The 21,001-nt window shown below is 71.0% G+C and carries 15 protein-coding genes and 1 pseudogene; 14 read left to right on the top strand and 2 right to left on the bottom strand.

Annotated features, from left to right (window positions below; all coding sequences use genetic code 11):
• The first annotated feature begins 27 nt into the window (after window positions 1-27).
• The 4 genes from OG485_RS43815 (at window position 28) to OG485_RS43800 (ending at window position 3,506) form a co-directional block, all read left to right on the top strand.
• The gene (locus OG485_RS43815) at window positions 28-228 is read left to right on the top strand and encodes a hypothetical protein (RefSeq protein WP_328663184.1); all 201 of its coding nucleotides are present in this window, start codon (window positions 28-30) and stop codon (window positions 226-228) included.
• Between the two features lie 149 nt (window positions 229-377).
• The gene (locus OG485_RS43810) at window positions 378-653 is read left to right on the top strand and encodes a hypothetical protein (protein WP_328663187.1); all 276 of its coding nucleotides are present in this window, start codon (window positions 378-380) and stop codon (window positions 651-653) included.
• Entirely contained in the window at window positions 653-1,051 is a 399-nt protein-coding gene (locus OG485_RS43805) for a hypothetical protein (RefSeq protein ID WP_328663188.1), read from the top strand. Before OG485_RS43810 ends, OG485_RS43805 begins: the two co-directional genes overlap by 1 nt.
• A gap of 172 nt (window positions 1,052-1,223) precedes the next feature.
• On the top strand, window positions 1,224-3,506 hold the full coding sequence (locus OG485_RS43800; protein ID WP_328663190.1) for a protein kinase domain-containing protein: 2,283 nt from the start codon (window positions 1,224-1,226) through the stop codon (window positions 3,504-3,506).
• A 287-nt stretch (window positions 3,507-3,793) separates the two neighbouring features.
• Here OG485_RS43800 and OG485_RS43795 read toward each other — a convergent pair whose 3' ends face one another.
• On the bottom strand, window positions 3,794-5,170 hold the full coding sequence (locus OG485_RS43795; RefSeq protein WP_328663192.1) for a helix-turn-helix transcriptional regulator: 1,377 nt from the start codon (window positions 5,168-5,170) through the stop codon (window positions 3,794-3,796).
• 375 nt (window positions 5,171-5,545) lie between these two features.
• On the opposite strand from OG485_RS43795, the gene OG485_RS43790 reads away from it, so the two are divergent.
• The 10 genes and pseudogenes from OG485_RS43790 (at window position 5,546) to OG485_RS43750 (ending at window position 18,251) form a co-directional block, all read left to right on the top strand.
• The gene (locus OG485_RS43790) at window positions 5,546-7,105 is read left to right on the top strand and encodes a DUF2397 family protein (RefSeq protein ID WP_328663194.1); all 1,560 of its coding nucleotides are present in this window, start codon (window positions 5,546-5,548) and stop codon (window positions 7,103-7,105) included.
• A complete protein-coding gene (locus tag OG485_RS43785; RefSeq protein ID WP_328663196.1) occupies window positions 7,102-8,343 on the top strand; it encodes a DUF2398 family protein in 1,242 nt (413 codons plus the stop codon). Before OG485_RS43790 ends, OG485_RS43785 begins: the two co-directional genes overlap by 4 nt.
• On the top strand, window positions 8,340-12,509 hold the full coding sequence (locus tag OG485_RS43780; protein ID WP_328663198.1) for an ATP-binding protein: 4,170 nt from the start codon (window positions 8,340-8,342) through the stop codon (window positions 12,507-12,509). The genes OG485_RS43785 and OG485_RS43780 overlap by 4 nt, the downstream gene beginning before the upstream one ends.
• Window positions 12,506-13,900, top strand: a complete 1,395-nt coding sequence (locus OG485_RS43775; protein WP_328663200.1) for a DUF2399 domain-containing protein — start codon at window positions 12,506-12,508, stop codon at window positions 13,898-13,900. Before OG485_RS43780 ends, OG485_RS43775 begins: the two co-directional genes overlap by 4 nt.
• A 282-nt stretch (window positions 13,901-14,182) precedes the next feature.
• The gene (locus OG485_RS43770; protein ID WP_328663202.1) at window positions 14,183-15,001 is read left to right on the top strand and encodes a TIGR02391 family protein; all 819 of its coding nucleotides are present in this window, start codon (window positions 14,183-14,185) and stop codon (window positions 14,999-15,001) included.
• A gap of 448 nt (window positions 15,002-15,449) precedes the next feature.
• Entirely contained in the window at window positions 15,450-16,034 is a 585-nt protein-coding gene (locus OG485_RS43765; protein ID WP_328663205.1) for an RNA polymerase sigma factor, read from the top strand.
• Window positions 16,031-17,278: a hypothetical protein gene (locus tag OG485_RS43760; protein WP_328663207.1), complete on the top strand. Its 1,248-nt coding sequence runs from the start codon at window positions 16,031-16,033 to the stop codon at window positions 17,276-17,278. The genes OG485_RS43765 and OG485_RS43760 overlap by 4 nt, the downstream gene beginning before the upstream one ends.
• Window positions 17,266-17,415, top strand: a pseudogene (locus tag OG485_RS43755) (chaplin); the annotation flags it as partial. The gene OG485_RS43760 and the pseudogene OG485_RS43755, both read left to right, overlap by 13 nt.
• Window positions 17,400-17,450, top strand: a complete 51-nt coding sequence (locus OG485_RS44195; RefSeq protein WP_328674191.1) for a hypothetical protein — start codon at window positions 17,400-17,402, stop codon at window positions 17,448-17,450. The pseudogene OG485_RS43755 and the gene OG485_RS44195, both read left to right, overlap by 16 nt.
• A gap of 597 nt (window positions 17,451-18,047) precedes the next feature.
• On the top strand, window positions 18,048-18,251 hold the full coding sequence (locus tag OG485_RS43750; RefSeq protein ID WP_328663209.1) for a hypothetical protein: 204 nt from the start codon (window positions 18,048-18,050) through the stop codon (window positions 18,249-18,251).
• Between the two features lie 659 nt (window positions 18,252-18,910).
• Here OG485_RS43750 and OG485_RS43745 read toward each other — a convergent pair.
• Window positions 18,911-20,995 carry an NACHT domain-containing protein gene (locus OG485_RS43745; RefSeq protein WP_328663211.1) on the bottom strand — a complete coding sequence of 695 codons (2,085 nt, stop codon included), beginning with the start codon at window positions 20,993-20,995 and terminating at the stop codon, window positions 18,911-18,913.
• Between the last annotated feature and the right edge of the window lie 6 nt (window positions 20,996-21,001).

The raw sequence follows: 21,001 nt of genomic DNA, 5'->3' as shown, positions 1-21,001 counted from the left end.
GCATCCGCCCTCCTCGGGGAGATCGCCGTGAACCACCTCGCCACAGTCCTGCTCAGCACCGGTCTGGTTGTCGTACTCGCACTCCTCGCGGCCACGGCAGCCGGCGTGCTCACCCGCCTGGACGGCGCCACCTATCCCGCCGCCCTGATGCGCGCCGCGGCCACCTTCGCCGCCGTCCTCACACTGGCCGCCGCCGTCACCGGCGTGCTCGCCCAGGTGCTCTCCTGACAGGCTCCACATCGCGGAAAGTCCCGCCGGACGGGGAACACCATCACTCGTCCTCCGCTTGCGAGAGGCGGCGGCCCGGTCTCGAAAAGGGGAGAGAAGACATCCACCGCCCCTCTACTGCCAGTAGAGGGGCGCGGTAGAGTCGGAATATGGCAGCAGACGAGACGAGCATCAAGGTGAGCGCGGCCGCGCGGGACCGGCTGGCGCGGCTGGCGGCCGAGCACGGTACGACCATCCGGAGCCTGGTCGAGGAGCTGGCGCAGAGCACGCCGACGCAGGCCGAGTACGCCGAGCGTGCCGAGCTGGCCCGCGCCGAGCTCGCCTCCGCTCTGGGCAGTGCGCCGAGCCCGGAGGCCGAGGCGAAGGCCCGGGCCCTGCTGGAGCGTCTGGGCGCCGCCTCGCACGGGCCGCGGGCGGCCGCGTAGTGGCGGCGATCGCGGTCGTTTTGGACCACACCGCCGCCGGGGCCCTGTACGACCCGAAGGACCCGTTCAACGAAGCGGTCGCCGCGTTCTACGTCCAGGCCTCTGGCGGACTTGGCAGCCTGTACGCGCCGGTGCTGTCGCTGACGGCCGGTGACACGGAACGGCCCGGGCTGCTCGGCTACATCAAGGGGCTGCGGTTCATCCGGATCGAGGCGTTCGACACTGACGCCGCGGTCACCGCGACCGAACTGCTGCGCTTCGGGCACTCCTGGGCCGCCGTCCACGCCATCCACGCCGCCCGGCCCTCAGCCGCCCATCCCGCCGGGCGGTTTCTGCTCACTCTGACGCCCAAGGCGTACGCGGGCACCGGCGTCCAGGCCGTCCACCCCGGCCAATAGCAGCGGGCGTTTGGACGCTCTCTCCAGCCCGCCCGCGCCGCCGCGGACCTGGCCCTTGGAGCACGCAAGACCCGGCACTCTTCAGTGGGAGGAGCGCCGCTCGCGGGCAGGGCGGTTGCGTTGTCTGTTCTGATGTGCCCGGCCATCGGCCGAGGTGTTCTCCGGAGGAACCGTGCAGTTCACTGTCCTGCCTGTCCGCGGGTGGCCCGTCTCCCCCATGCCGGGGCAGGCCTTCCTGGTCCGCGACAACTGGGATGACTACAGCTTCAAGACGACGTTCCAGCTGCTCTGTGTCGATCCAGGCGGCGAGATCAGGGAAATCGGCGCGGTCAAAATCGGCCGGTTCGGCATGGCAGCGCCGGCCAGGACACCGCTGCCGGAGGGCTTTATAGGCTTGGACGGAGCCTTCTTCTCGCTCGGCCTGAAGGACACCTACTACGACCGGCTGCGCGAGCTGGGTCCTGAGCTGCAGCGCACCGTGCTGCAGGCGCTCAACGACGTCTCCTTTGATCTGGAACTCTTCTCCCGTGCCCGCGCCGAAAGCGTGACAGGCACGTCCCTGCTCCGGACCGTTTCCGCCGACACCGTCCTCGGCCGCTTCCAGGACAGCGGCATACCCGCAGGGCCGTCGGCGGCCATCACCGACGTCACCAGGCGGCGCCTGTTCGACGCGCTGCGCAGCAGCGGGGCGAGCTGGCCGGGCAGCCTGGACGAGGTCACCTTCCTGCGCAGGCTGTATGACCTGGACCGTCTGCCAAGCCATGATCCGCGGTTCGCAACAGCAGAGGGCGACATCGTCCAGCACCGCTACAACAACCCCGAGGACTGGGAGGACGACTGGGTCTTCAGCGACGACCGCTTCGGGCTCGCCGACGGCAGCGACGAGGTTCTGCTCCGCTTCCTGACAGAGATGATCCACCCGGCCGTGCGGACGGACTCCAGCGAGGTCGAGCGGCTGCTGTCGCTGGTCAACGACACACTGGCTCCCGACGGCTACGAGCTCGTCGAGGCGCGCACCGTCAGCGGCTACCCGGTATACGGGGCCCGCCGGATCCCGGCACGCCACCGCGCCGCACACCCCGCTCCCCCGGCCGCCGTGACGTCCTCACCGCCCGGACAGGGCGCCTACGCCGCGGTCCGCCGCGCCGCTCGCGGCGAGCGCAAGGACTATGCCTGCCCGCGCGAACCGGTCCCGGACGGAGGCCAGGCGGACGTGTTCGAGGCGACCCACAAGACCCTTGGCACGAGGGTCGCGTTGAAGAAGCTGCACAGCAAGCACCCTCCCGAACGGCAAGTGGCTCGCATGCGGCGGGAGATCGAGATCGGCCAGCTGCTGGACGGTCATCCCCACGCCATGCCGATTCTCGACTTCGGCGCCGACCACACCTGGTTCGTGATGCCGTGGGCGGACGCGACCGCCGACCAACGCCAAGAGCTGCTGCGGGAGCCGGCCGAGCTGCGCGCCCTGGTCGACGCGCTGGCATCGGTGCTGGCCGCAGCGCACGAACACGACTGGCTGCACCGCGACATCAAACCGTCGAACATCCTCTACTTCAACGGCCGATGGACCCTCGCCGACTGGGGCATCGTCCGCCGGCCGCGCGGCCAGACCACCAAGGTGGGCCGCACCGGCCTCTACATCGGCACCGAGGGCTTCGCCGCCCCCGAACTGTCCAGTACGCCTCATGAAGCCACGGCGTCCAGCGACATCTACAGCATCGGCAGAGTCATCGCCTGGGCCCTCACCGGCAAGCTGCCGGAGACCAACCTGCCGCTGACGCCACCTCCCGGCCCGTGGCGCCCCATCGTCCGCGCCACCACACATCTGGATCCGCAGCGTCGCCCCCAGACCGTCAACGAGCTGCTCGCCCTGATCGACCGCGAACACGCGGACATCCCCGAAGACCCCCTCCCGGCCGCCGAGACACTGCTCGAAGCCGCCGGCAACGGCGACTCGGCCGCCGCGGACACGCTGCTGTCCTTGGTCGGTGGTCACCCCGAAGACTACGAAATCCACGTCGGTGTGCTCGCCCGCCTCGACATCCAGCAGGCTGGACCGGCCCTCGAACGGGACCCCGCGCAAGCTCACAGCCTCCTGCGTGCCCTGGCCGAGCACGTACACGGAGACGACACGCACATGGTGCAGTTCGGCGACGCCGCAGCCGTCGTGATCTGGCTCCGGGGCATCTGCGCCTACGCCGCCGACCGCTGCGACTGGGATCTGCTGGAAGAGGCCGCCCACACCATGTGCACCTGGGACGGCGCCTGGGACCAGTGGAGCGCCCAGGACAAAATCATTTCCTGGCTGCGGACTCTGAAGAGCGAAGCCGCATCCCTCATCGCCGCCGTCCTGCGCGAGCACCCGGAATCCGCCCAGCACTTCAGCCACCTCGCCGACGACCGCACCGCCAACCCCCGCATACGCCAGGCACTACGCACAAGCACGGCCGGCTGAAGCGGCCGGTGAGGTGTTTCGTGAGTCGAGCGGGATCGGCGGCCGGTCTCAAGGTCCGGCCGCCCCTGCGGTGCCGTTGCGGACACCTGGGTGCCATGCGTGGCGCCCCACCCCCCCCTTCCTCCGGGGGGCGACTGCGGGCTGTTCAGAAGGTCTTCCTGAGGACGGCAGCGTGATGGCCGGGTTGCGCCCCGGCGCTGCTCTCGGGCCGGTCCGTTCGCCAGTAGAGTCGTGAGGGTGCCAAGCCACTGGGATTGGCTTGGCACCCTCACGATCGGTGAAGGACCTCAGCCCTCCGGCTCGCGCGGGACGGAACGGGAGAAAAACTCCTTCGCGGTCTGCCCGTCGAGTTCCCCGTTCGTGGTCGCGGACCGCCGCAGCGCTTCGCCCGTCACCTGGGCCGGGATGCCGAGCTGCTTGTCCGCCTCGCCCATGATCTCGCCGACGTACCACTGGGCCGAGGTCGGGAAGTGCTGGATGAACCAGCTGAGCATCTTCGCCAGGGGAACCGACAGGATGAGATCGAAGCCCTTGAGCTGGCCGCCCCGGCGTTCGCTGACGCGCAGCGAGGTGGCGAAGTCCTCCAGGACGGCGTGGCGGATGGTCGGCCCCAGGGCGTCGGTCGGGATGATCCGCCTGAGGCTGTCGGCGACCTCGAAGGCCAGTTGGTCGGCCACCTCCCGCACGCTGGGTTCGTTGCGATGGCGCAGGCCCCATCGCTTGCGGATGTCGGGCCGCTTCCACAGGAAGCTGAAGAAGGTCTCGCTGAAGCGGTCGCGGATCTGAGCCGCTCCCGGGGCGAGACGGTGCCGGTCGCCGGCCGACATGGCGTCCTTCAGTCCCTCGGAGGAGCGTTGCCGGGCTTCCGCCCAGTCCTCGGCGACCGGTCGTGACCACTGGGCCCGTCCGCCGACGGTCGCCTGGGGAAGCGGCACGTCGTTCTCGCCTCGGGAGATGTAACCCCGCAGGGTGGAGGCCGTGATGCCGCCCAGCGCGGCCATCTCGGGCACGCCGAGCAGCCGGTCCCCGGTGAGTTCGGGACTGGCCAGGTCGACGACGCACTTCTCCAGCGGCAGGGGATCGTCCTGCTTCTGGTGGTGCTGCGCCCACCGGGTCAGGTGGTCGAGCCAGTCCCCTGGCGCCGCGGTGGCGGGGTCGAACGTGGCGACCTTGTGCACGGGTGCGCGGTCCGGGTGGGCGCGGCCGTCGAGCATGTCGTTGGCGTGGACGGTGGCCGTGGCGCGTGCCGTGTTGCGTGCGTAGTCCTCGGTGACCGGGTCCCAGATCTGTCCGGGCCGGTACCAGGTGTCGCCGTCCCACCAGTAGCCGCCGGCCCGGTACAGCAGCGGCGCCCCCGACCAGTAGGTGTGAAGGCTGGCGGTGTCCTCGTCGCGCAGCAGGAGCACGGTGCGCCCGTGCTCGGGGTGGTAGCGGATGGCCCAGCCCAGGTGGTGGGCGATCGGGTCGGTGGTGAAGGCCAGCCAGCCTCCCTCGCGGGAGGTGTCGCACCGGCCCCACATGCCTTCGCTCTTGTTCCGGCCGACTGCCTCGATGGCGTCGGGGCCGTCGTCGAGCGGCAGGTGTGAGTCGTCGACGAACGGCAGACCGGGCACCGGGTGGTCTGTCCGCAGCCCGTTGGCGAGCGGGCGAATGTCGTAGACCAAGGACTTCTCCTCCTCGACTTAGTGCTGTAGTTGGCTACAACACTTCCGATGCCCATTGGTACACCACTTACAAACACGTCGGCACAGCGTTTTCAAGTCAACATTGCACAGCGGGCGTTGGGATGCGCCGCAGGCCGTTGCCCCGCGACCCCCTCGCGCCTCCCCCCGCCACTCTCGGGCGGGCCAGAGCGCGCCGCCCTGGCGCGACCGGTCGGCGGCATCGTGACGTTGCGAGCTGCGGATGAGCCTTGCGGTCCCGGGCGCGCCCCGGCCTGACCACGGCTCAGGGGGTGCCGACACTGAGCCGCAGTCCGATTGTCAGTGGTCACATTTAGTCTCTCATCGGACATATTGCTCATCGGTCGGGAGGTGGTTGTGGGTATCGCGGTTCCGGAGGTCCTCGCAGGCGACAGCGAGGCGGACTGGGTGGTGGAGGGCTGGGCTGATGTGGGCATGGCCGCGGGAGATCCGGCACGGGTGGTGGGCTATGTGCTCAGTCCGCTGCGCGGGCAGTACCTGGCGATCATGGAGGTGCTCGAGCAGTCGGTCGACCATCTGACCCCGGCGGAGGTCCGTGCGGCGCTCGCCGCTGAGGGGACGGAGATGCCTCTTGCCACGGTGACCGGGCGGCTGCGTGCGCTCAGCGACACGTTCCTCGCCGCCTCGGGCCGGCCGGACTCGGAGGTCGAGCGGTGGCACGAGCTGAACGGGGCCCGCTGGCGCTACAGCGCGACGCCGCGAGGACGGCAGATGCAGCGCCTGTGGACACAGCTGGCCAGCGACGGTCTCGTGCCGCGGGAGATCCCCATGGACGGGCTGTCCAGGATCCAGCAGGCGCTGGCCGCCATGCACGGCGATCAGTCGTCCGACGCCGCTCTGTCGGAGCTGGCGGGGCAGGTGTTCGTCGAGCACGACCACCTCGACGGGGCACTGGTGGGCCAGGCGGACATGCTGGCGCAGCTGGCCGACCGGTTCAATCTGGACCTGCGGGCGACGGGTGAGCTGAAGCAGCTGATCCTGGAGTACGCCACGCATGTGGTGGTCCATCTGGATGCGGCGGTGGTCCGCATCCATGCGGAGCTTGTCCGGCTGCGGCCTCGGTTCGCCGAGCTGGCGGCAGCGCGGCGTGGTCAGTCTCCGGCCGGGGCGCTGGTGGCGCGCGGGGTGCTGGCGCCAGCGCGGGGGCTGCGGGCGGCGGACTGGGAGCAGCTGCTGGGGTGGTTCTCGCCCGGGAGCGGCAAGGCGGCGCGGTTCGGGCTGCAGTTGGTGCGGGCGATTCCGATGCTGCATGCCAATCTGCTGCGGCATCAGAGCGTGGGCGGGCCGGCGACGCTGCGGGCGCGGGCGCTGTCGCTGGCGGTTGCCTGCCAGGATCCGCGCTACGGGCGGGCGGTGCTGCGCCAGGCGCTGGCGGACAGGCCGTGGACGAAGTTGCATACGGTCGCGGAGGCCGACACGGGTGAGGTGGTGTCGTGGCACGAGGGTCCTCGGGTGGCGGCGCTGGCGATGCTGCGTGCGACCGGGCAGAGCTCGGCCCGCGGGGCCGTGACGGGGCGCAAGCCGCGCGATGAGAGTGAGGCGCTGCGGCGGCGTGCGCAGCGCGAGGCCCGGCACGGCGCCGCGGTGGCGGAAGTGCTGGCCGAGAAAGGCCCGTTGTCGGAGGCGGCCTGCCGACTGGCGCTGAGGGCGGTCATGGCTGCCGCGCGGGCGCCGGAGGACGAGGCGGGGCGCATCGGTCAGGCTGAGGGAGTCGGGTGCACTCTGGTGGCCGCTGCGGGAATGGTGGGGCGGGTCGAGGGAGTGCGGTGGTCGGTGCTGGTGCCCGGCCGCAGGGTGCTGTTTCATCCCCCTGTTGCGGTGGCGGCCAGACGGGTCCCGGCGGGCCGGCGGGCCGCTCCGGCAGAGATGGCCGTCCTGGTCGAGGCTGCCCGGTGAGCGCGGTGCTCGGCGGGGTGGGCGGCCGACGGTGGGTGGAGGACGAGCAGGAGGCCGTCGCGGCGCTGGTGCGGCGGCTTCGGGGGCAGACGTGGCTGATCGGCGGGCGGGACGATGAGCTCATCGAAGCCGTGCACCGGCATGCCGCGGCGGTGCGTGCGGTGCTGGAAGCACTGGGCTGCATGCTGACGGTCGAGCCGGATCTGGTGCGTGTGCACGTGCCCGTGGAGCCGGTCGGTTTGATGTCCGGCGGTGACGCCCCGGAGGGGGTGTGGTTCTGGCTGACGGTCGCCGTGCTGGAGGCTCTTCCTCCCCGGGCGCGGCTGGGGCAGGTGGTGGGCGCGGTGCGCTCGGCCGCCGCGGAGGCCGAGATCCCGGTGACGCAGTCACAGCCCGAGCTGCGTGCGCTGGTCGCCGGTTTGAGGATGCTGTGCGAGCGCGGAGTGCTGAGTGAACTCGAGGGCCGCGTCGATGATCTGATGGACGGTGCGCACGATCCGCCGGTGCTGCTGAAGATCCACCATGCCCGTCTGCTGCACCTGTTGCCGCGCAGCGTGCCGCTGGACGAAGAGGGGCAGTGGGCCTGTGACCCGGGGCGGGATCCCGGGGGCTGGCTGCGTTCACTGCACCGGCCCGGCGACGAGGCGGTGCGGGTGGTCGGCATGCTCGCCGACCGGGCGGTCGTCCACGTCTGCGACCTGGACGAGGCGGAGCGGCAGTGGTTCAGCACCCGGCTCGCCCGCGAAGGGGCCCACGTGGCCGAGACGTTGGGGCTGCACCTGGAGCACCGGTTGGAAGGCGCGAGCCTGGTGGTGCCCGAAGACATCTGCGACGCCCGGGTGCTGGGCTCGTTCCGCTTTCCCCACCGGCAGCAGGGCGGTTCGGGCACCGTCCGGCACGCCACCTTGCTCCTCATCGACTATCTGAGCGGCGAAGGCGAGCGGGGCGGACCGACGGCTCCCGGCCAGGGCTGGTGCGGCGCCGCCGCGTCAGCAGTGGTCCGCCGCCTGGGTGAGCTGGCGGTACGGCACACGAGGTGGCGGGGAGAGTACCGGCAGCGGCCTGAGCAACTGGCCGGTCAGATCCGGACGCTGCTCGAAGGGGCCGATCTGCTGCGTGTGGCCACGGGCTATGAGGACTGGTGGTGGCTGTCCCCCGCGGCGGCCCGCTGGACGGTCGTCGCTCACGACGGACCGTTTCCCGGCCCCCTCGACGGCGCAGGAACGGAGACGCGATGAACGAGTTGAGCATTCCTGCCCGGTGGGCCGGCCGGTGGTGTCTGGCCGGTGCGGGGGTGGAGAACGTCGGGCTGCTCCCCCGGGAGGTCTTCGATTCTCCCTCGGGCCGGATCCTGGTGACCGGCCCGAACGGCACCGGCAAGACCACCCTGCTGGAGAAGCTGTGCCCTCACCTGCTGGACCCCACCACGGCGGCGCACCTCAGCTCGGGAAAGAACCGGGGCACCACCCTGGAGTTCCTGATGAGAAGCGGCAGTACGGGACGGCGCAGGGTCGGGTACCTCTGGCTCAGTTTCCGTCCGCCGCAGGCCGCTCCCGAGGCCGGCACCGGCACTGTGCACTACGGGCTGCGCCTGGACTACGCCCAGGGCACCAGTCCGTCGGTGACGCGGGTGGGATTCATGATGCCCCTCGTGCCCGGCTCGGACCGCGACGATCTGAGCACGCTCAGCCTCGAGGCGTTCACCCAGTACGTCACCGGCCACGGCGGCACCGTCTTCGAGAGCCTGGACCACTACGTCGCCGATCTCGCCGAGCGCGTCTTCGGCTGCGCTCCTGCCCGGCTTCAGCAGATCGCCCGCCGCATCAAGAAGGTCCGCAACCCCGGCCTGCTGAGCGATCTGACACCCGTTCAGGCCGAGCAGGAACTGCACGACGTGCTGCCGCGGGTCAGCCCCGAGGTCCTGCGCGTGACCCGGGAGGCCCTGGCCGCCGCCGAGGCCACCCGGTCGCGGTACCTGCGGGCGGAGAAGACCTCCGCCCTCCTGGAAGACCTGTCGTCGGCCTGGCTGCACTCGTGTGCCCGCACCGTGCTGAGCGCCACGGACGACGCCCTGGAACACACTGCGGCGCGCCAACGCGCCGAGGTCCAGGCCGAAGAAGCACAGGCGCACGCCGCGGCATCGGCGCAGGGACATGCCGAACTGGCGGCCCTTGTGGAGGAACTCGACGTGGCGGAGGGGGAGACGGCTTCCCGCGCGCAGGCCCTGGAGCGGGATGCGGCCTCCAGCGACATGGCCCGTGCCCGTGAGAGGGCCGAGGGGCGCGAAACGGGACACCGCCAGGCCGAAGAGCTGCTGGAGGCGCACTGCTCGGCAGCAGCGGGCGCCGCCGAGCGGCTGGAAGCCGCGGTGAACGGCGTGCGCGAGGTGGTGGAGGGTGTGGCGCACGCCTGTGCAGAAGCAGGCGTGCCCGGCGTGGTGGCCTCACCCGTCAGGATGGAGCACGTCGAGCAGGCCCCCGTCACGATCGGTGCGCGCAGCTTCGGCCCGTCCACCGAGATCAGCGCCGAGACGTTTCCCGGCGTGGTGGAGGAGTCGGTGACGGCGCTCACCGAGGCGGAACACCGCCTGCGCCAGCGCGGCGCGAACGCCAAGATGCTCGCGGTGGCCCACCAGGGCGTCGAGACGTTGCGGCAGGAGGGCAAGGAGGCGCGCGCCCGGTCTAACGCCGCCGCCGCGACTGCGGAGCGGGCCGTCGCGCGGCACCGCAGTGCTCACGATGACGCACACGCCAAGGTGACCGCTCTGTCCGAGGCCGTACACGGGTGGGCCCTGGGGGCGCAGGCGCAGGTGCGCGCGCCTCTCTTCGACCTGGCAGCCGTCGCGGTCCGGGCCCGGGCGTGGGGACAGGATGGGGAGTTCACCGCGGCGGTCCGTGACGCCGCCGCCCTGGGCAGGCGCGTGAGTACCGGTGCAGCCGCCGCCTCCAGTCGTGCCCGGCAGCGAGCCGAGCACTATCGGCACCAGACCGCCGCCGCCCGGCAGGCAGCAGCCCAGGCGGCTGAGCAGGCCCGGCTGTGGGGCAGCGGGAAGCTGCCGGCGCTGCCCGGCCCGGCGTGGCTTCAGACAGCGGACGAGGGCAAGTGCTTCGCCGTGGCCGTCGACTGGCGCCCGGGCGCCCTGCCCGCCGGGCCGGGCCGGAACGCGGTGGAAGCCGCCATGGCCGCCGCCGGCCTGCTCTGCGCACAGCTGTCACCGCAGGGCGTGGCCGGCGACGAGGGCTGGCTGGTGGGGCCCTTGGGACCGGAACTCCCCGTGGAGGACAGTCTCGCCTCGCTCCTGACGGCCGTGCCCGGCCACCGGCTGGGCGAGGTGGCCGAGGCCGTCCTCAAGCGCATCGGGTACGCGCCCACCGCCGATGACACGGAGACCACCGGCAGGCCGGAACTGCTGATCGGCGCCGACGGTACCTACCGCTGCGGTCCTCTCCTCGCCCGGCCGCCGCAAGCGGTGCGCCACAGCACACCGGTGGCCTCGCACATCGGAAGGGAAGCCCGGCGCGCCGCGGCCCAGCGGGAGGCCGCCGCGGCCCAGCGCGCATGCGACCGCTTCGAGCTGGCCGCAGCACGGCATGCCGGGGCTGCGGCCCGGTTCACGCAGTACGCGGCGCTGCTGGGACATCTGGCCGACCAGTTCCCGCACGAGCTGTCCCGGGCCGCGTCGCAGGCCGAGACCGTCCGCGCGCAGTGTGCGGTGTCCGAGCAGGACGCCCGTGCTCACGCGTGCGAAGAGGACAGGCTGGCGCAGGCGAAGGAAGCACAAACCCGGCGCGCGCTGGCGCAGTGGCGCGAACAGGCCGCCGCCTACGGGCTGCCCGACAGCCTGTCCCTGGTGCGCGACGAGGCCGAGGCGTCCGCCCGGCGCGCCGACCTCCTCAGCCGGGCGGTCGAGGAGATGCGTGGCGTCAGCGGCCTGCTCGAAGACGTGCAGCGGGCGGCGCGGACCGCCGCTGACGCACGCCACCTTGCGGAACGCAGCAGGCGCACCGTTCGCGACAGTTTCGGACAGCTCAGCGATGCGCGGGCCACGCTGGAGGCCTGCAGGCAGCGCAGCGGCATGGACGAACTCGCCCTCGTGCAGGAGGCGTCCGCAGCCCGGCAGGCGCACACAGGCGTGCGCGAACGCCTGGGCAGGGCCCGCAGGGAACTGGCGGAGGCGAACTCCGTCGCGGCAGCGGCACGGCAGGCGCAGACGGACGCCGCGCGGCGCCTGCAGGAGAGCCGGCCCCGGGCTGAGGCGTCCGTGGAGGCGGTGCGCCGGTGCTTGGCCCTCGACGGTCTCGCCGAAGCCCTCGCCGCGACGGCGCAGGACGGCTCGGCGGGCCACGGCGACGCCGGGACCTGGCTCAGGGAACTGCGTGCCCGCCTGCTGGCCGTACCGCAGCCACCCGCAGGCATCGATGCGTGCGCCGACGCCCTGCGCCATCACCTGGCTGCCGCACCGGACGAGGACTGGCGCCTCGGACACGGCCCGGCACCGGAGAGGATGCCCACCCACCAACTGTCCCTGGCCGGCCGGCGCATGTCCGCGCACGCAGCCGCACGGATGGCGGCAGCACACCGGGCGGAGGCGCAGCACGCCTACAGCGCGGCGGACGAGAACGCCCTGGAGAACTTCGTCCTCGGCCGGATCCCCACGGCCATCAGTACCGCCTGGGTCGAATTGCAGGACTGGGCCCAGCAGGTCAACGAGCAGATGAAGCTGACCGCCGCTTCCTCCGGAGTCGGCGTGCAGATCGAGCTTGCGCTGCGCCGTGACCTTCCCCCCTCCATCGCCACCATCCACCATCTGACGTGCAAGATCGGTGACGCGGAGCGCACACCCGAGCAGCAGCGCCGTATCGGGGAGGAACTCCTGGCGGTCATGCGGCTCGGCGAAGAGATGCGGGCGGGCGATGCCGGACCCGACTCCAGACGGGCCGACCGGCTGGCCGAAGCCATCGACATCCGCACCTGGGTCACAGTCAAGTACATGATCACCCGGCCCGGGACGACGCGACAAGAACGCTGGGGCGCCCGCGGCGTGACCGTATCCAAGGGTGAGAGCCGCCTGATCGTCCTTGCTCCCATGCTCGCCGCTCTGGCCGCCGAGTACCGCGATCTCCCCCCGCACGCGGCGCGCCTATGCGCCCTGGACGAAGTCCCCGGCGACGTCGACGACCACGGCCGGGACGGCATCGCCGCCTACCTCGCCACCCTCGACCTGGACCTGATGAGCACCAGCCACAACTGGGACGGCTCCCCCGGCGCCTGGGACGGCATCGACATCTTCGAACTCGAGAAAGCCCCCGAGGACACCGTCATCGCCTTCCCCGTCCGCGTCTACAGCCCTCTGCTCCAACACGCCACCGGCCACGCCGCCGCGCTCCCCGCAGGCACGTCATGAGTCCCCCCGGCAGCAGCCAGGCCGACTGTCCCGAACAGCTCTGTCACAACGGCGCCTGCCGCAGTGCCGATCTCACCGCCCTGCTCTCACCCGAGGTGCGATGGCTGTGGGAACAGATCGCCCGGCGGGCCGACCAGCGCGGCGACGCCGCCATGGACAGCAGCACGATCACGATCACCACTCCGGACTCATCCGCGCAGCGCGCCGCCGTGATCGGTCTGCTGGCGCCGCGGGCGCTGCCACCCGGCGTCGCCCGGCGCATCGACCTGCACCGCCTCACCCAGACTCTCAACCGTCGGGGACCGCACCTGACGCCGGGTGCGGTCGCCGCCCACGCACTCGGCAGGCCCCTGGCCCACCGCGCCGCCGACAAGGCCCGGCGCACCGCCCGCCTCACCACACTGCAGCACCTGCGCAGCCGCCTGGCATGCGCCCTGCCCCCCACCGCGCCGGTACGGCCGGACGACACCGGCTGGGACAGCCTGCGCCGCCGCGGCAGCCTCGCCCGCCTCCTGCAGCACCCCGATCCTGAGCATCTGCTGACCGCCGCCTTCACCGTCCTGCAGCATCTGCCCGCCTCGACACGCGCCGACCGGCGCCGCCTGGCCCACACCGCCGCCGGCAACCCCCACGCTCTGGACGCCGGAACCGAACTGGCGGGGCTCGTCCTCGCCGAAGCCGCCACGGCACAGGCAGATACCGGCGGCGGAGCATCGGCCCGCGAGGCCTGGGACCGGCTCGGTGTCGACCTCGACACCCTCACCGGTGGACTGCTCACCCTGGGAGTCCACCCCGCAGGCTGGCACATCCCCCCGGGCCAGCCCAGCCTTCTGGTCCCCTGGGTGCTGCACCGCGCCCTGTGGCCTGCGCCCCGGCACAACGAGGACCGTTGGGTCTTCCTCACCGAGAACCCCTCGGTCGCCGCCGCAGCCCTGGACGGCATCCCGGACGCCGTACGGCTGCTGTGCACGGTGGGCACCCCTTCGCGTACGGAACTGGACGCCGTGGCACGCCTGGCGGCGACAGGGTGGCGCATCGCCGTGCGCGCCGACTTCGACTGTGCCGGCCTCGCCCTCGTACGGGCCGTCATCGCTGCAGTCCCCGACGCCGAGGTGTGGCGCATGACAGCCGCCGACTACACCACGAGCCTGCACCCAGCACCCTTCGACGCGGTCCTGCTGGATACGGACCGGCTGGGCGAGACCCTCTGGGACCCCTCGCTCGCCGCTGTCATGCGCGCCCACGGCCGGCCCGCCTACGAAGAAGCCCTCATCGACGAACTTCTTGCGGACCTGCGACAAAGCCGCCCTCCCGGCAGCGCGCCGGCCCGCAGCGGCCCGGTCAGCGCTCAGATGCCCCTGCGTGTCGGTCGCACGGCAGGCAGTGCCTGATGGCAGGACCGGATCTTGCATGAGCCGATGGCCGCCTGCCCCGATACGCAGGAACTCATCGGATGGCTCCAGGTCCCTTTGCTGTGGCGTTTCTCCAGGTGAACTCCTGCACCCACCCGGGCGAAGCGCTTCTCCCCGGCCCTGCTGCTCCAGCGGCGCTGGTCGCTACGACCCGGGGTGTGATCGAGAGACTGCGAGTGAAATCCCCGACGGCGCGAGGGCTGTTGGTGTCATCCTGGTCGGCTGGCCTGTACACGGAGCAGGCCCAGGAAGGGCATTGGCATGAGCGCCTCCACCAAGCACCCCCTCTGGTCGCCCGCCACGGTCACTGCGGTCTCCGACGTCCTCGCCGCCACGAACGACGGCTTGACCGGCCGGGAGATCGATCACCTGCTCGCTCTGACCGGCGTTGCGGATGCTGAGGGATCGAACAAGCGTGAGCGGCTGGCCCGCGCCCTGCTGGCGCGGCAGGCGCGTGACGGGGCGTCGAACTGCGTGATCCGGTTCATCACCGAGGCGATGGCCCCGGTGCGCTATGCGCAGCGGCTCGAGGTGTTCTCCCGGCGCCGTGACGACCTCAACGAGGTCCTGGTCCATGCCGGCCTGCGAGTCAACGAGGCGGGACAGGTGGCACGGGGGCCGGCCGCGAGCACCCTGGACGAAGCGGCCCGGCACGCCAACTCGCTGCGGGCGGAGCTGCGCCGGCGGGGAACACACCCACAGGTCCTGGCCTACTGCACCCGGGAGATCCTGACGAAGAACGCCTTCCACGCCAGTCTGGAGGCCGCCAAGTCCGTCTTGGACCGGCTGCGGCAGCTCACCGGCGAACAGCTGGACGGATCCCAGCTCGTCGACGCCGTCCTCATGCCCGGGGCCACCGGCACACCGCGGGTGGCCGTCAACACCGGTACGACACCGACGGAGACCGGGGAGCAGAAGGGGTTCGCAATGCTGATCAAGGGGTTGGGCAGCATGTACCGCAATCCCACAGCCCACGATCCGCGTCTGAACCGGCCCGTCAGCGACGAAGAACTACTGGAACTGCTGACCACCTTGTCGATGGTCCACCGCCGTCTCGACCACGCCCGCGTGCAGCCCTGACGGACCTCACGGCGCGTGCGGGGGTGTCGGCCTTGCGGGAGGGGGCTCGTCGGTGGCCGACCGCAGCGGTCCGGACGCATCCGCCAGAGACCGGGCTGGGCGGTGATGGGCGCTGGCCGGGGATTCGTCGGTGCTGTGTCCGTGGCCGCTTCGCGGGCAGCGAGCGCCCGGCCGGATCCGTCCCTGCCCGGGTCTTCTAAAAGATCTTGGAGGATGCGTTACCCGATCCGGGTCGCCCGCGCGATGAAGAGGGTGAAAGCGCGCGGACCACGAGGAACAGGGCGGTAGGCGAAGTGCAGGAGTGGCCAGTGTGTAAGGGGGTGTCCGCACAGGGCGGCTCTCGGGCGCAGGGACGGCCGGGCGGCCCCTTCGCCGACCGGCTCGGCTGGGCGGCCGCCGCAGTTCCAGGACGGGGCGGCCGTATGGCGGGCCGGACGGAGAGGCGCCGGTGACCGGGGAAGAGTACGCGTACCCGCAGGAGCCAGGCGGCGCGGTTGACGGCGGGCAGCAGTTCGCCGCGTTCTACACCGATCAGTTCGGCCCTCTTATGCGCTACCTGCAGCGCAAGGTCGGCCGCGACGACGCCGGTGATCTCCAGGGCCACGTGTTCGAGCAGTTCTTCCTCTACTGGCAGAAGAACCCCGACCACGACAACCCGGTGGCCCTCCTGTACTGGATCGCCAGCTGCCGTCTGAACGACCATCTGCGCAAGGCGGGCCGGGAGCTGACCTTCGAGGTGGCCGACCTGGAGATCCTCGCCGTCGGCGGAGGATGGTACGGGGAGGCCGGATTCGAAGGCATCGAGGTGCGCCTGGACCTCGAGCGTGCACTGGCTGAACTGGACGAACGGCAGCGACAGGCCTTGCTGCTGCACTACGTGGCGGAGCTCTCGACCAAGGATTGCGCCGCGGTACTCCAGGTGGGCGTCGAGAACATGAAGAAGATCCTTTCGAAGGCACGGGCGTCGTTGCGGCAGTCGCCGCGGATGGAGACGTACGAGACGGTCGCAGCGGTGAAGGAGGTGCGTCGATGAAGCGCGTGGAGGACAACGGGCAGGATGTGCCGCAGGAGCACGGCTCCCCGAGCGCAGCGCAGGCGGCCGGGTTCGCCGCGGTCATGCAGCGGCTCAACAGCCGCAGCGCGGCCGAGCGCGCCGAGCTCGTGAACGAGGCCGAGGGTGCGGTCCTTGGCTACGAGGCGTACGGGCTGGGGCACGAGTACCTGGAGCGCGGCGCGTACGACAAGGCGCGGCGGTGGCTGAAGGTGGCCGCCCGCCACGGCGTCCCCGGTGCCGAGGCGACCCTGGCGGAGACGGACGCGCGGGAGATCGCCAGCTTCGCTCTGGGCGTGGTACAGGCCGGCGGGAGCCTGATCCCGCGCGGGGCGGACGGGTCCGTGCCGCGCGGGACCACCGGCCAGCCGGTCAGGACGGCCGGTCAGGACGGGATGCCCGATGTTGGGGATATCTGTGGCGTTTTCACCCGTGGGCTTGAGCCGGTGACGGTGGACCGGGTGGCTCTCGCCCGGGCTGAAGCCGCCCGCATCGCGGAGCAGGCCCGCCGCGATGCCGCCGGGATCCTCGACGAGGCCCGGCGGCAGGCACGGGACGATCTGCGTGCGGCGGTACGTGCTGCCGCGCAGGCCCGAGACGATGTACGTGCGGCTGTCCGGGTCGCCGAACGGGTCCGCCAGATGGCTTCCGGCCTCCTGGACAAGACGCGGCGGCAGGCCGAAGGCCTGCGCGCCGCCCGCCAGGAGGTGTCGCAGATCCAGATCTCGGCGCAGCCCTTGCAGGGCGAACCCGTGGATGTGGTCGTGCCGCACGCCCCGTTGAAGATCCGGCGGGTCCCCGCCGCCTTGGGCACCGGCTTCGACGTGGATGTGGATGCTGTTCACTGCGCGATGGCCGTGCCGGACGGATGGTGGACCGCGGAAGGGGGTCCGTCGCTGGCACATCGCTTCGTGCTCCTAGGGGCGTGCACGACCTTGCCGCAGGGGTCAGCGGAACCGCATGCTCAGTTCCTGCTGAGCACGCACCGCTTCTCTGCCAGCCTGCCGGACGTCTACGCCACGGCTATGTCTCTTGTCGGATACCTGACGGACGGGGAGGAGACTTTCTGGCCGTTGTCCGACAGAACGCCTGTGCCCTTCCGGCTGGGGATGCCGATGGTTCTGAAGGGCGAAGCCATGACGAAGATCGAATCGGAGGCGGACCAGGACAGCGCGGAACCGGAGGGTGTCGGAGTCGAAGAGGCGGGGCATGCCACGTGCCGGTGAACGTCTGCGGCAACACCATCGTCGTGAACGCGCTGCTGAACCCGGTGTTCGGCAACACCTGCGTCAACGGCTGCTGTCGGGCTGCCCCGGCGTGCTGTCGGGCAACGTGGTCCAGGTCCCGATCGACGTCCCGGTGAACGTCTGCGGCAACGCGTCCACCGCAGGGGGCTGAATCCGGCGTTCGGCAACACCTGCGCCCGCGGATGGCGATGCGGTGCGCCGGCTTCCCTGCCAGGTCAGGGAGGCTGGCGCGCGGGCTCTGCGGCTGGGCCGTGTGCGTGCAGGAGCCGACGGTCCGGCCGCCGTCGGCGGCAGCGAGTTGCGCCGAACTCATGCAGCGCCCGGACTGCGCCAGTCCTCGCTCGACAACGGCCCTCCTTGATAGGGCCCCTCGCCGCGAACCGGCTAAAAGATCTTGAAGAGCCCGGTACCCGACCTCCGCGCCCCGCGCGATGAAGAAGATGGAAGGCAGGAGGGGACGGGGTGGACGGGTCCGAACCGACGGCAGTGCGCGTCGAGGACGGACGGACAGCGCCGCCCCTCGGCCTCCCCACCCCGAGAGAGCGTGATGTGACGCACTTCACAAGAAATCGGGGCGGCCGCAAATGAATTCGATCACGATAGCGGAAAAAAGCGGGCTAATTACCCATCGAAAAGACCGGGAAGTAAGATCGAAAAGGTGATCAACTTCGCCGGGAGAAAACGACGGGAGAGCGCCTTGATAACCTGACTCTCGCAAAAAGGAGAGCCTCGAAGAGAAAGGCCAAGGATGTCCGGCACCAACGAGTCGGTTCCCGAGAGTTCCGGCGGCAAGGTGACCGGATCTGACGCTCGCCGCTGGTGGAAGTGGGTCCTCGCGTTCCACGTCGTCACGGCGACCGTGTACTACAGCATCTACACCACGGAGCACTGGCTGTGGCCCGCGCTCCGCAAGCTGATCAGCCTGCTCGCGCAGGTCATCGACACGCTGTAGGCCCGCAGGGCCGGAGCCACTTGCCGGTGGCCCCGCACCCTGCGGCAGTCCGGAAACCCCTCCCGGGAATCCCATCTGGTCTTGCAGTCCAGAGATTCCCGGGAGAACAATTTTCCAAGACTGCGCCCGGAGGTTCGGCATTGCCGGACTTTCGGGCACAGTCATTTTAGCGCGCCCCGGGCAGGATTCACAATCCCCACCCCCAATTTCAGGGCGTGCCAGAACTTTCCCGTCGGCAGCATTTGAAATGCTTCAGACATGAATGCTATGCGTCCCGGAAAAGCAACCGTCGGCACAGTTCATGCGGCAGTTCACGGGACAAGAATCCGGAGGAGAGTTTTCACGGCCGTACGGAAATACCATTTCCACTTTCCCGCAAAGTCGCGTGTATACCGCTGCCCTGGGCGCCGGGGTGGCTGCCCGGGTCCGTACCCGGCTGGCGAAGCCGCCGCCCGTTCACGCACCGGCGCCCGGCGGCAGGGCCAGGCTCGCACAGCCGATCGGGTCGATGGCCGGGCTCGCGCAACACCCATGCGTTGCCAGGGGAGTTCGGCGGACTGGTCATGCCCTCGACGGTAGAGGCCGCCCCTGACAACTCACCGACCGATATGGACAGCCTCGCGAGGATGACTGCGGTTCACGCCGGGGGCGCCGGGCGGTTATGGGCCGGGCAGGGGCTCTGCGGGCTCGGGGCGGGTGGTCAGCCACTGCTGCAGCTCACGGTGACGGAACTGGTAGGCCGGGCCGGCGTAGCGGAGCAGCCCGGCTTCACAGGCCCAGTCCAGGAACACCACCAACCGGAAGGGCAACTGGCCTCGGGAACACAGCAGGAACACCGCGTAACGACGCACCACGCCGGACGTCAGCCCGCATGCCAGCCCAGCCATCAGCCCGGACGACAGTCCGAGGGTCAGCCCAGCCATCAGGCCCGACGCCAGTCCTGACGCCAGTCCGAGGGTCAGCGCCATCAACACTCCAAGTGTCAGCCCCGCCCAGAGATCGTCTCGCAGTAGATGCCAGGGGCGTGCCTCCCTGGAGAGCGGTCGGCTGATTCCGGACGGCAGCCCGGCCATCAGCATGGATGTCGCCCCGTAGGCCAGCCCGGCTGGAAGCCCGATGGCCAGCCCGGACGCCAGTGCGACCGTCAGTCCGACTGGCAGCGCGTTCGCCAGCCCCGCCGCCAGGATGCGTCTTGGGCGGGCGCGTACGGGGAGCCCCAGTCGGCGTGGGGGTCCTGCCTTGGCCTGCGCCGTCACCGCAGCGATGGCGGCGAACAGAATGATCAGGCATGTCGTAGTTCCGGGGCTGGTTGTGGTCCAGGCCATGGAGAGGGTGAGGAGTACAGCGCCGGCGGTCAGTATGGCGTCGAGGGTGCGGACGTGGGTTCGGCCAGCCAGGGGCCACAGTTCGTGCAGCACCAGGTCGGTTTTCGCACCTGCCGAGGCAGGTGCGGTGGGGGCCGGGGTGAGGGCGCCGGTGAGGTGGTGCAGCCATCGGTGGACCTGCTGTGGTGTGTAGGCGCGGGGGTTGAGGTGGGCGGTGGCGGGAGTGAGGCGGGAGGGTGGGTGGGTGGTGGCGGGGATGAAGCAGGCCAGCAGGTGGTCGTCCAGGGCTTGTTCGGTGGTGTAGGCGGTGAGTTCGTCTGGGTTGCCACTGTGGTGGTAGGCGGTGGCGGTCAGGCACAGCCGCCATGGCGTGGACAGCAGGCGTGCCAGGGTGCTGGTGGGGTTCGTGGTCAGGCGGTCGGTCAGGGACTGCCAGCGGGCCGGGTCGTTGGTCCGGGCGGTCAGGTAGGTCACCGCGTCGTGCGGGGGGACGGGGGCAAGGTCGATGCGGGCGGCATCGCGCAGGACGCCGCGGTTGCCGAGGGCGTCCAAGTGGGCGGTGCGGCAGGTCAGCACCACCGGTCCCGGCTCCCCGCGAAGCCGGTAGCCGTCCAGTTGGCCCAGGACGGTGCGGGCCCGCGAGGCCTCGGGGTCGGGGGCGCCACTGACCGGAAGGGGGTCCATCTCGTCCAGGCCATCCAGTACCGGCAGGACCAGGCCGTGGCCGACCAGGATTGCCGCCTGCGCCCGGGAGCAGCCGTGAGCGCGGACCAGACGTTCGGTGAGCAGGATGTCCAGGGGGGTGTCGGTATCCCACAGGGGCAGGGGGATGCGTAGTGGCACCGGGTCGGTCTCGGCGCGGTCCTTGAGCAGCGCGAGGATCAGGGCGAGGGCGGTGACGGTCTTGCCCGACCCGGCCGGGCCGGTGATCACCAGGCGACAGGGCCGGATGGCGCGCCAGTACGCGGCCACATCCGGCACTTCCGTCGGATGCGAGGCCGGGAGCAGCAGGGCAGTGGGTGGGTGGGAGGTGGGAAGGAGTCGGCCTGCGGGGGGTGCGGTGGCGGCACGGCCGGGGGCGGGGCGGAGGGTGTAGGCGAGGTCGATGGGGACGGTGTCGTTGCCAAGGAGCTGTTCGTAGACGCGGCCTTCACCGGTGGCGACCTGCACGGCCAGCGTCGCGGCCCAGCCGCGGGCCTGCTCTGCTTCGTTGCCCTGCTGGCTGCGCAGCGCCAGTACCGAAACCACCAGCGCGGCAACGCCGATCGGCAGGCCCAGCAGCCCCACGGTGTCCGAGAGGCTGAGCCCGCCCCGGGTCAGCTGCACCCCGGCGTAGGCCGCGGTCGCTGCTACTGCTCCCCCGCCGCACCAGCCCACCGTCTGCCATATCCGCCGTTTGCGGCGCCCTCCGATGTCCATGCCCGT

This window comes from Streptomyces sp. NBC_00328, assembly GCF_036139655.1.
GTDB lineage: Bacteria > Actinomycetota > Actinomycetes > Streptomycetales > Streptomycetaceae > Streptomyces.
This window is presented reverse-complemented; position numbering and strand designations above follow the sequence as displayed.

Bases quoted from the DNA above. Each gene is read 5' to 3' on its own strand.
- OG485_RS43810 (WP_328663187.1), top strand. From the start codon at position 378: ATGGCAGCAGACGAGACGAGCATCAAGGTGAGCGCGGCCGCGCGGGAC.
- OG485_RS43780 (WP_328663198.1), top strand. From the start codon at position 8,340: ATGAACGAGTTGAGCATTCCTGCCCGGTGGGCCGGCCGGTGGTGTCTG.
- OG485_RS43775 (WP_328663200.1), top strand. From the start codon at position 12,506: ATGAGTCCCCCCGGCAGCAGCCAGGCCGACTGTCCCGAACAGCTCTGT.
- OG485_RS43770 (WP_328663202.1), top strand. From the start codon at position 14,183: ATGAGCGCCTCCACCAAGCACCCCCTCTGGTCGCCCGCCACGGTCACT.
- OG485_RS43760 (WP_328663207.1), top strand. From the start codon at position 16,031: ATGAAGCGCGTGGAGGACAACGGGCAGGATGTGCCGCAGGAGCACGGC.
- OG485_RS43750 (WP_328663209.1), top strand. From the start codon at position 18,048: ATGTCCGGCACCAACGAGTCGGTTCCCGAGAGTTCCGGCGGCAAGGTG.
- OG485_RS43745 (WP_328663211.1), bottom strand. From the start codon at position 20,995: ATGGACATCGGAGGGCGCCGCAAACGGCGGATATGGCAGACGGTGGGC.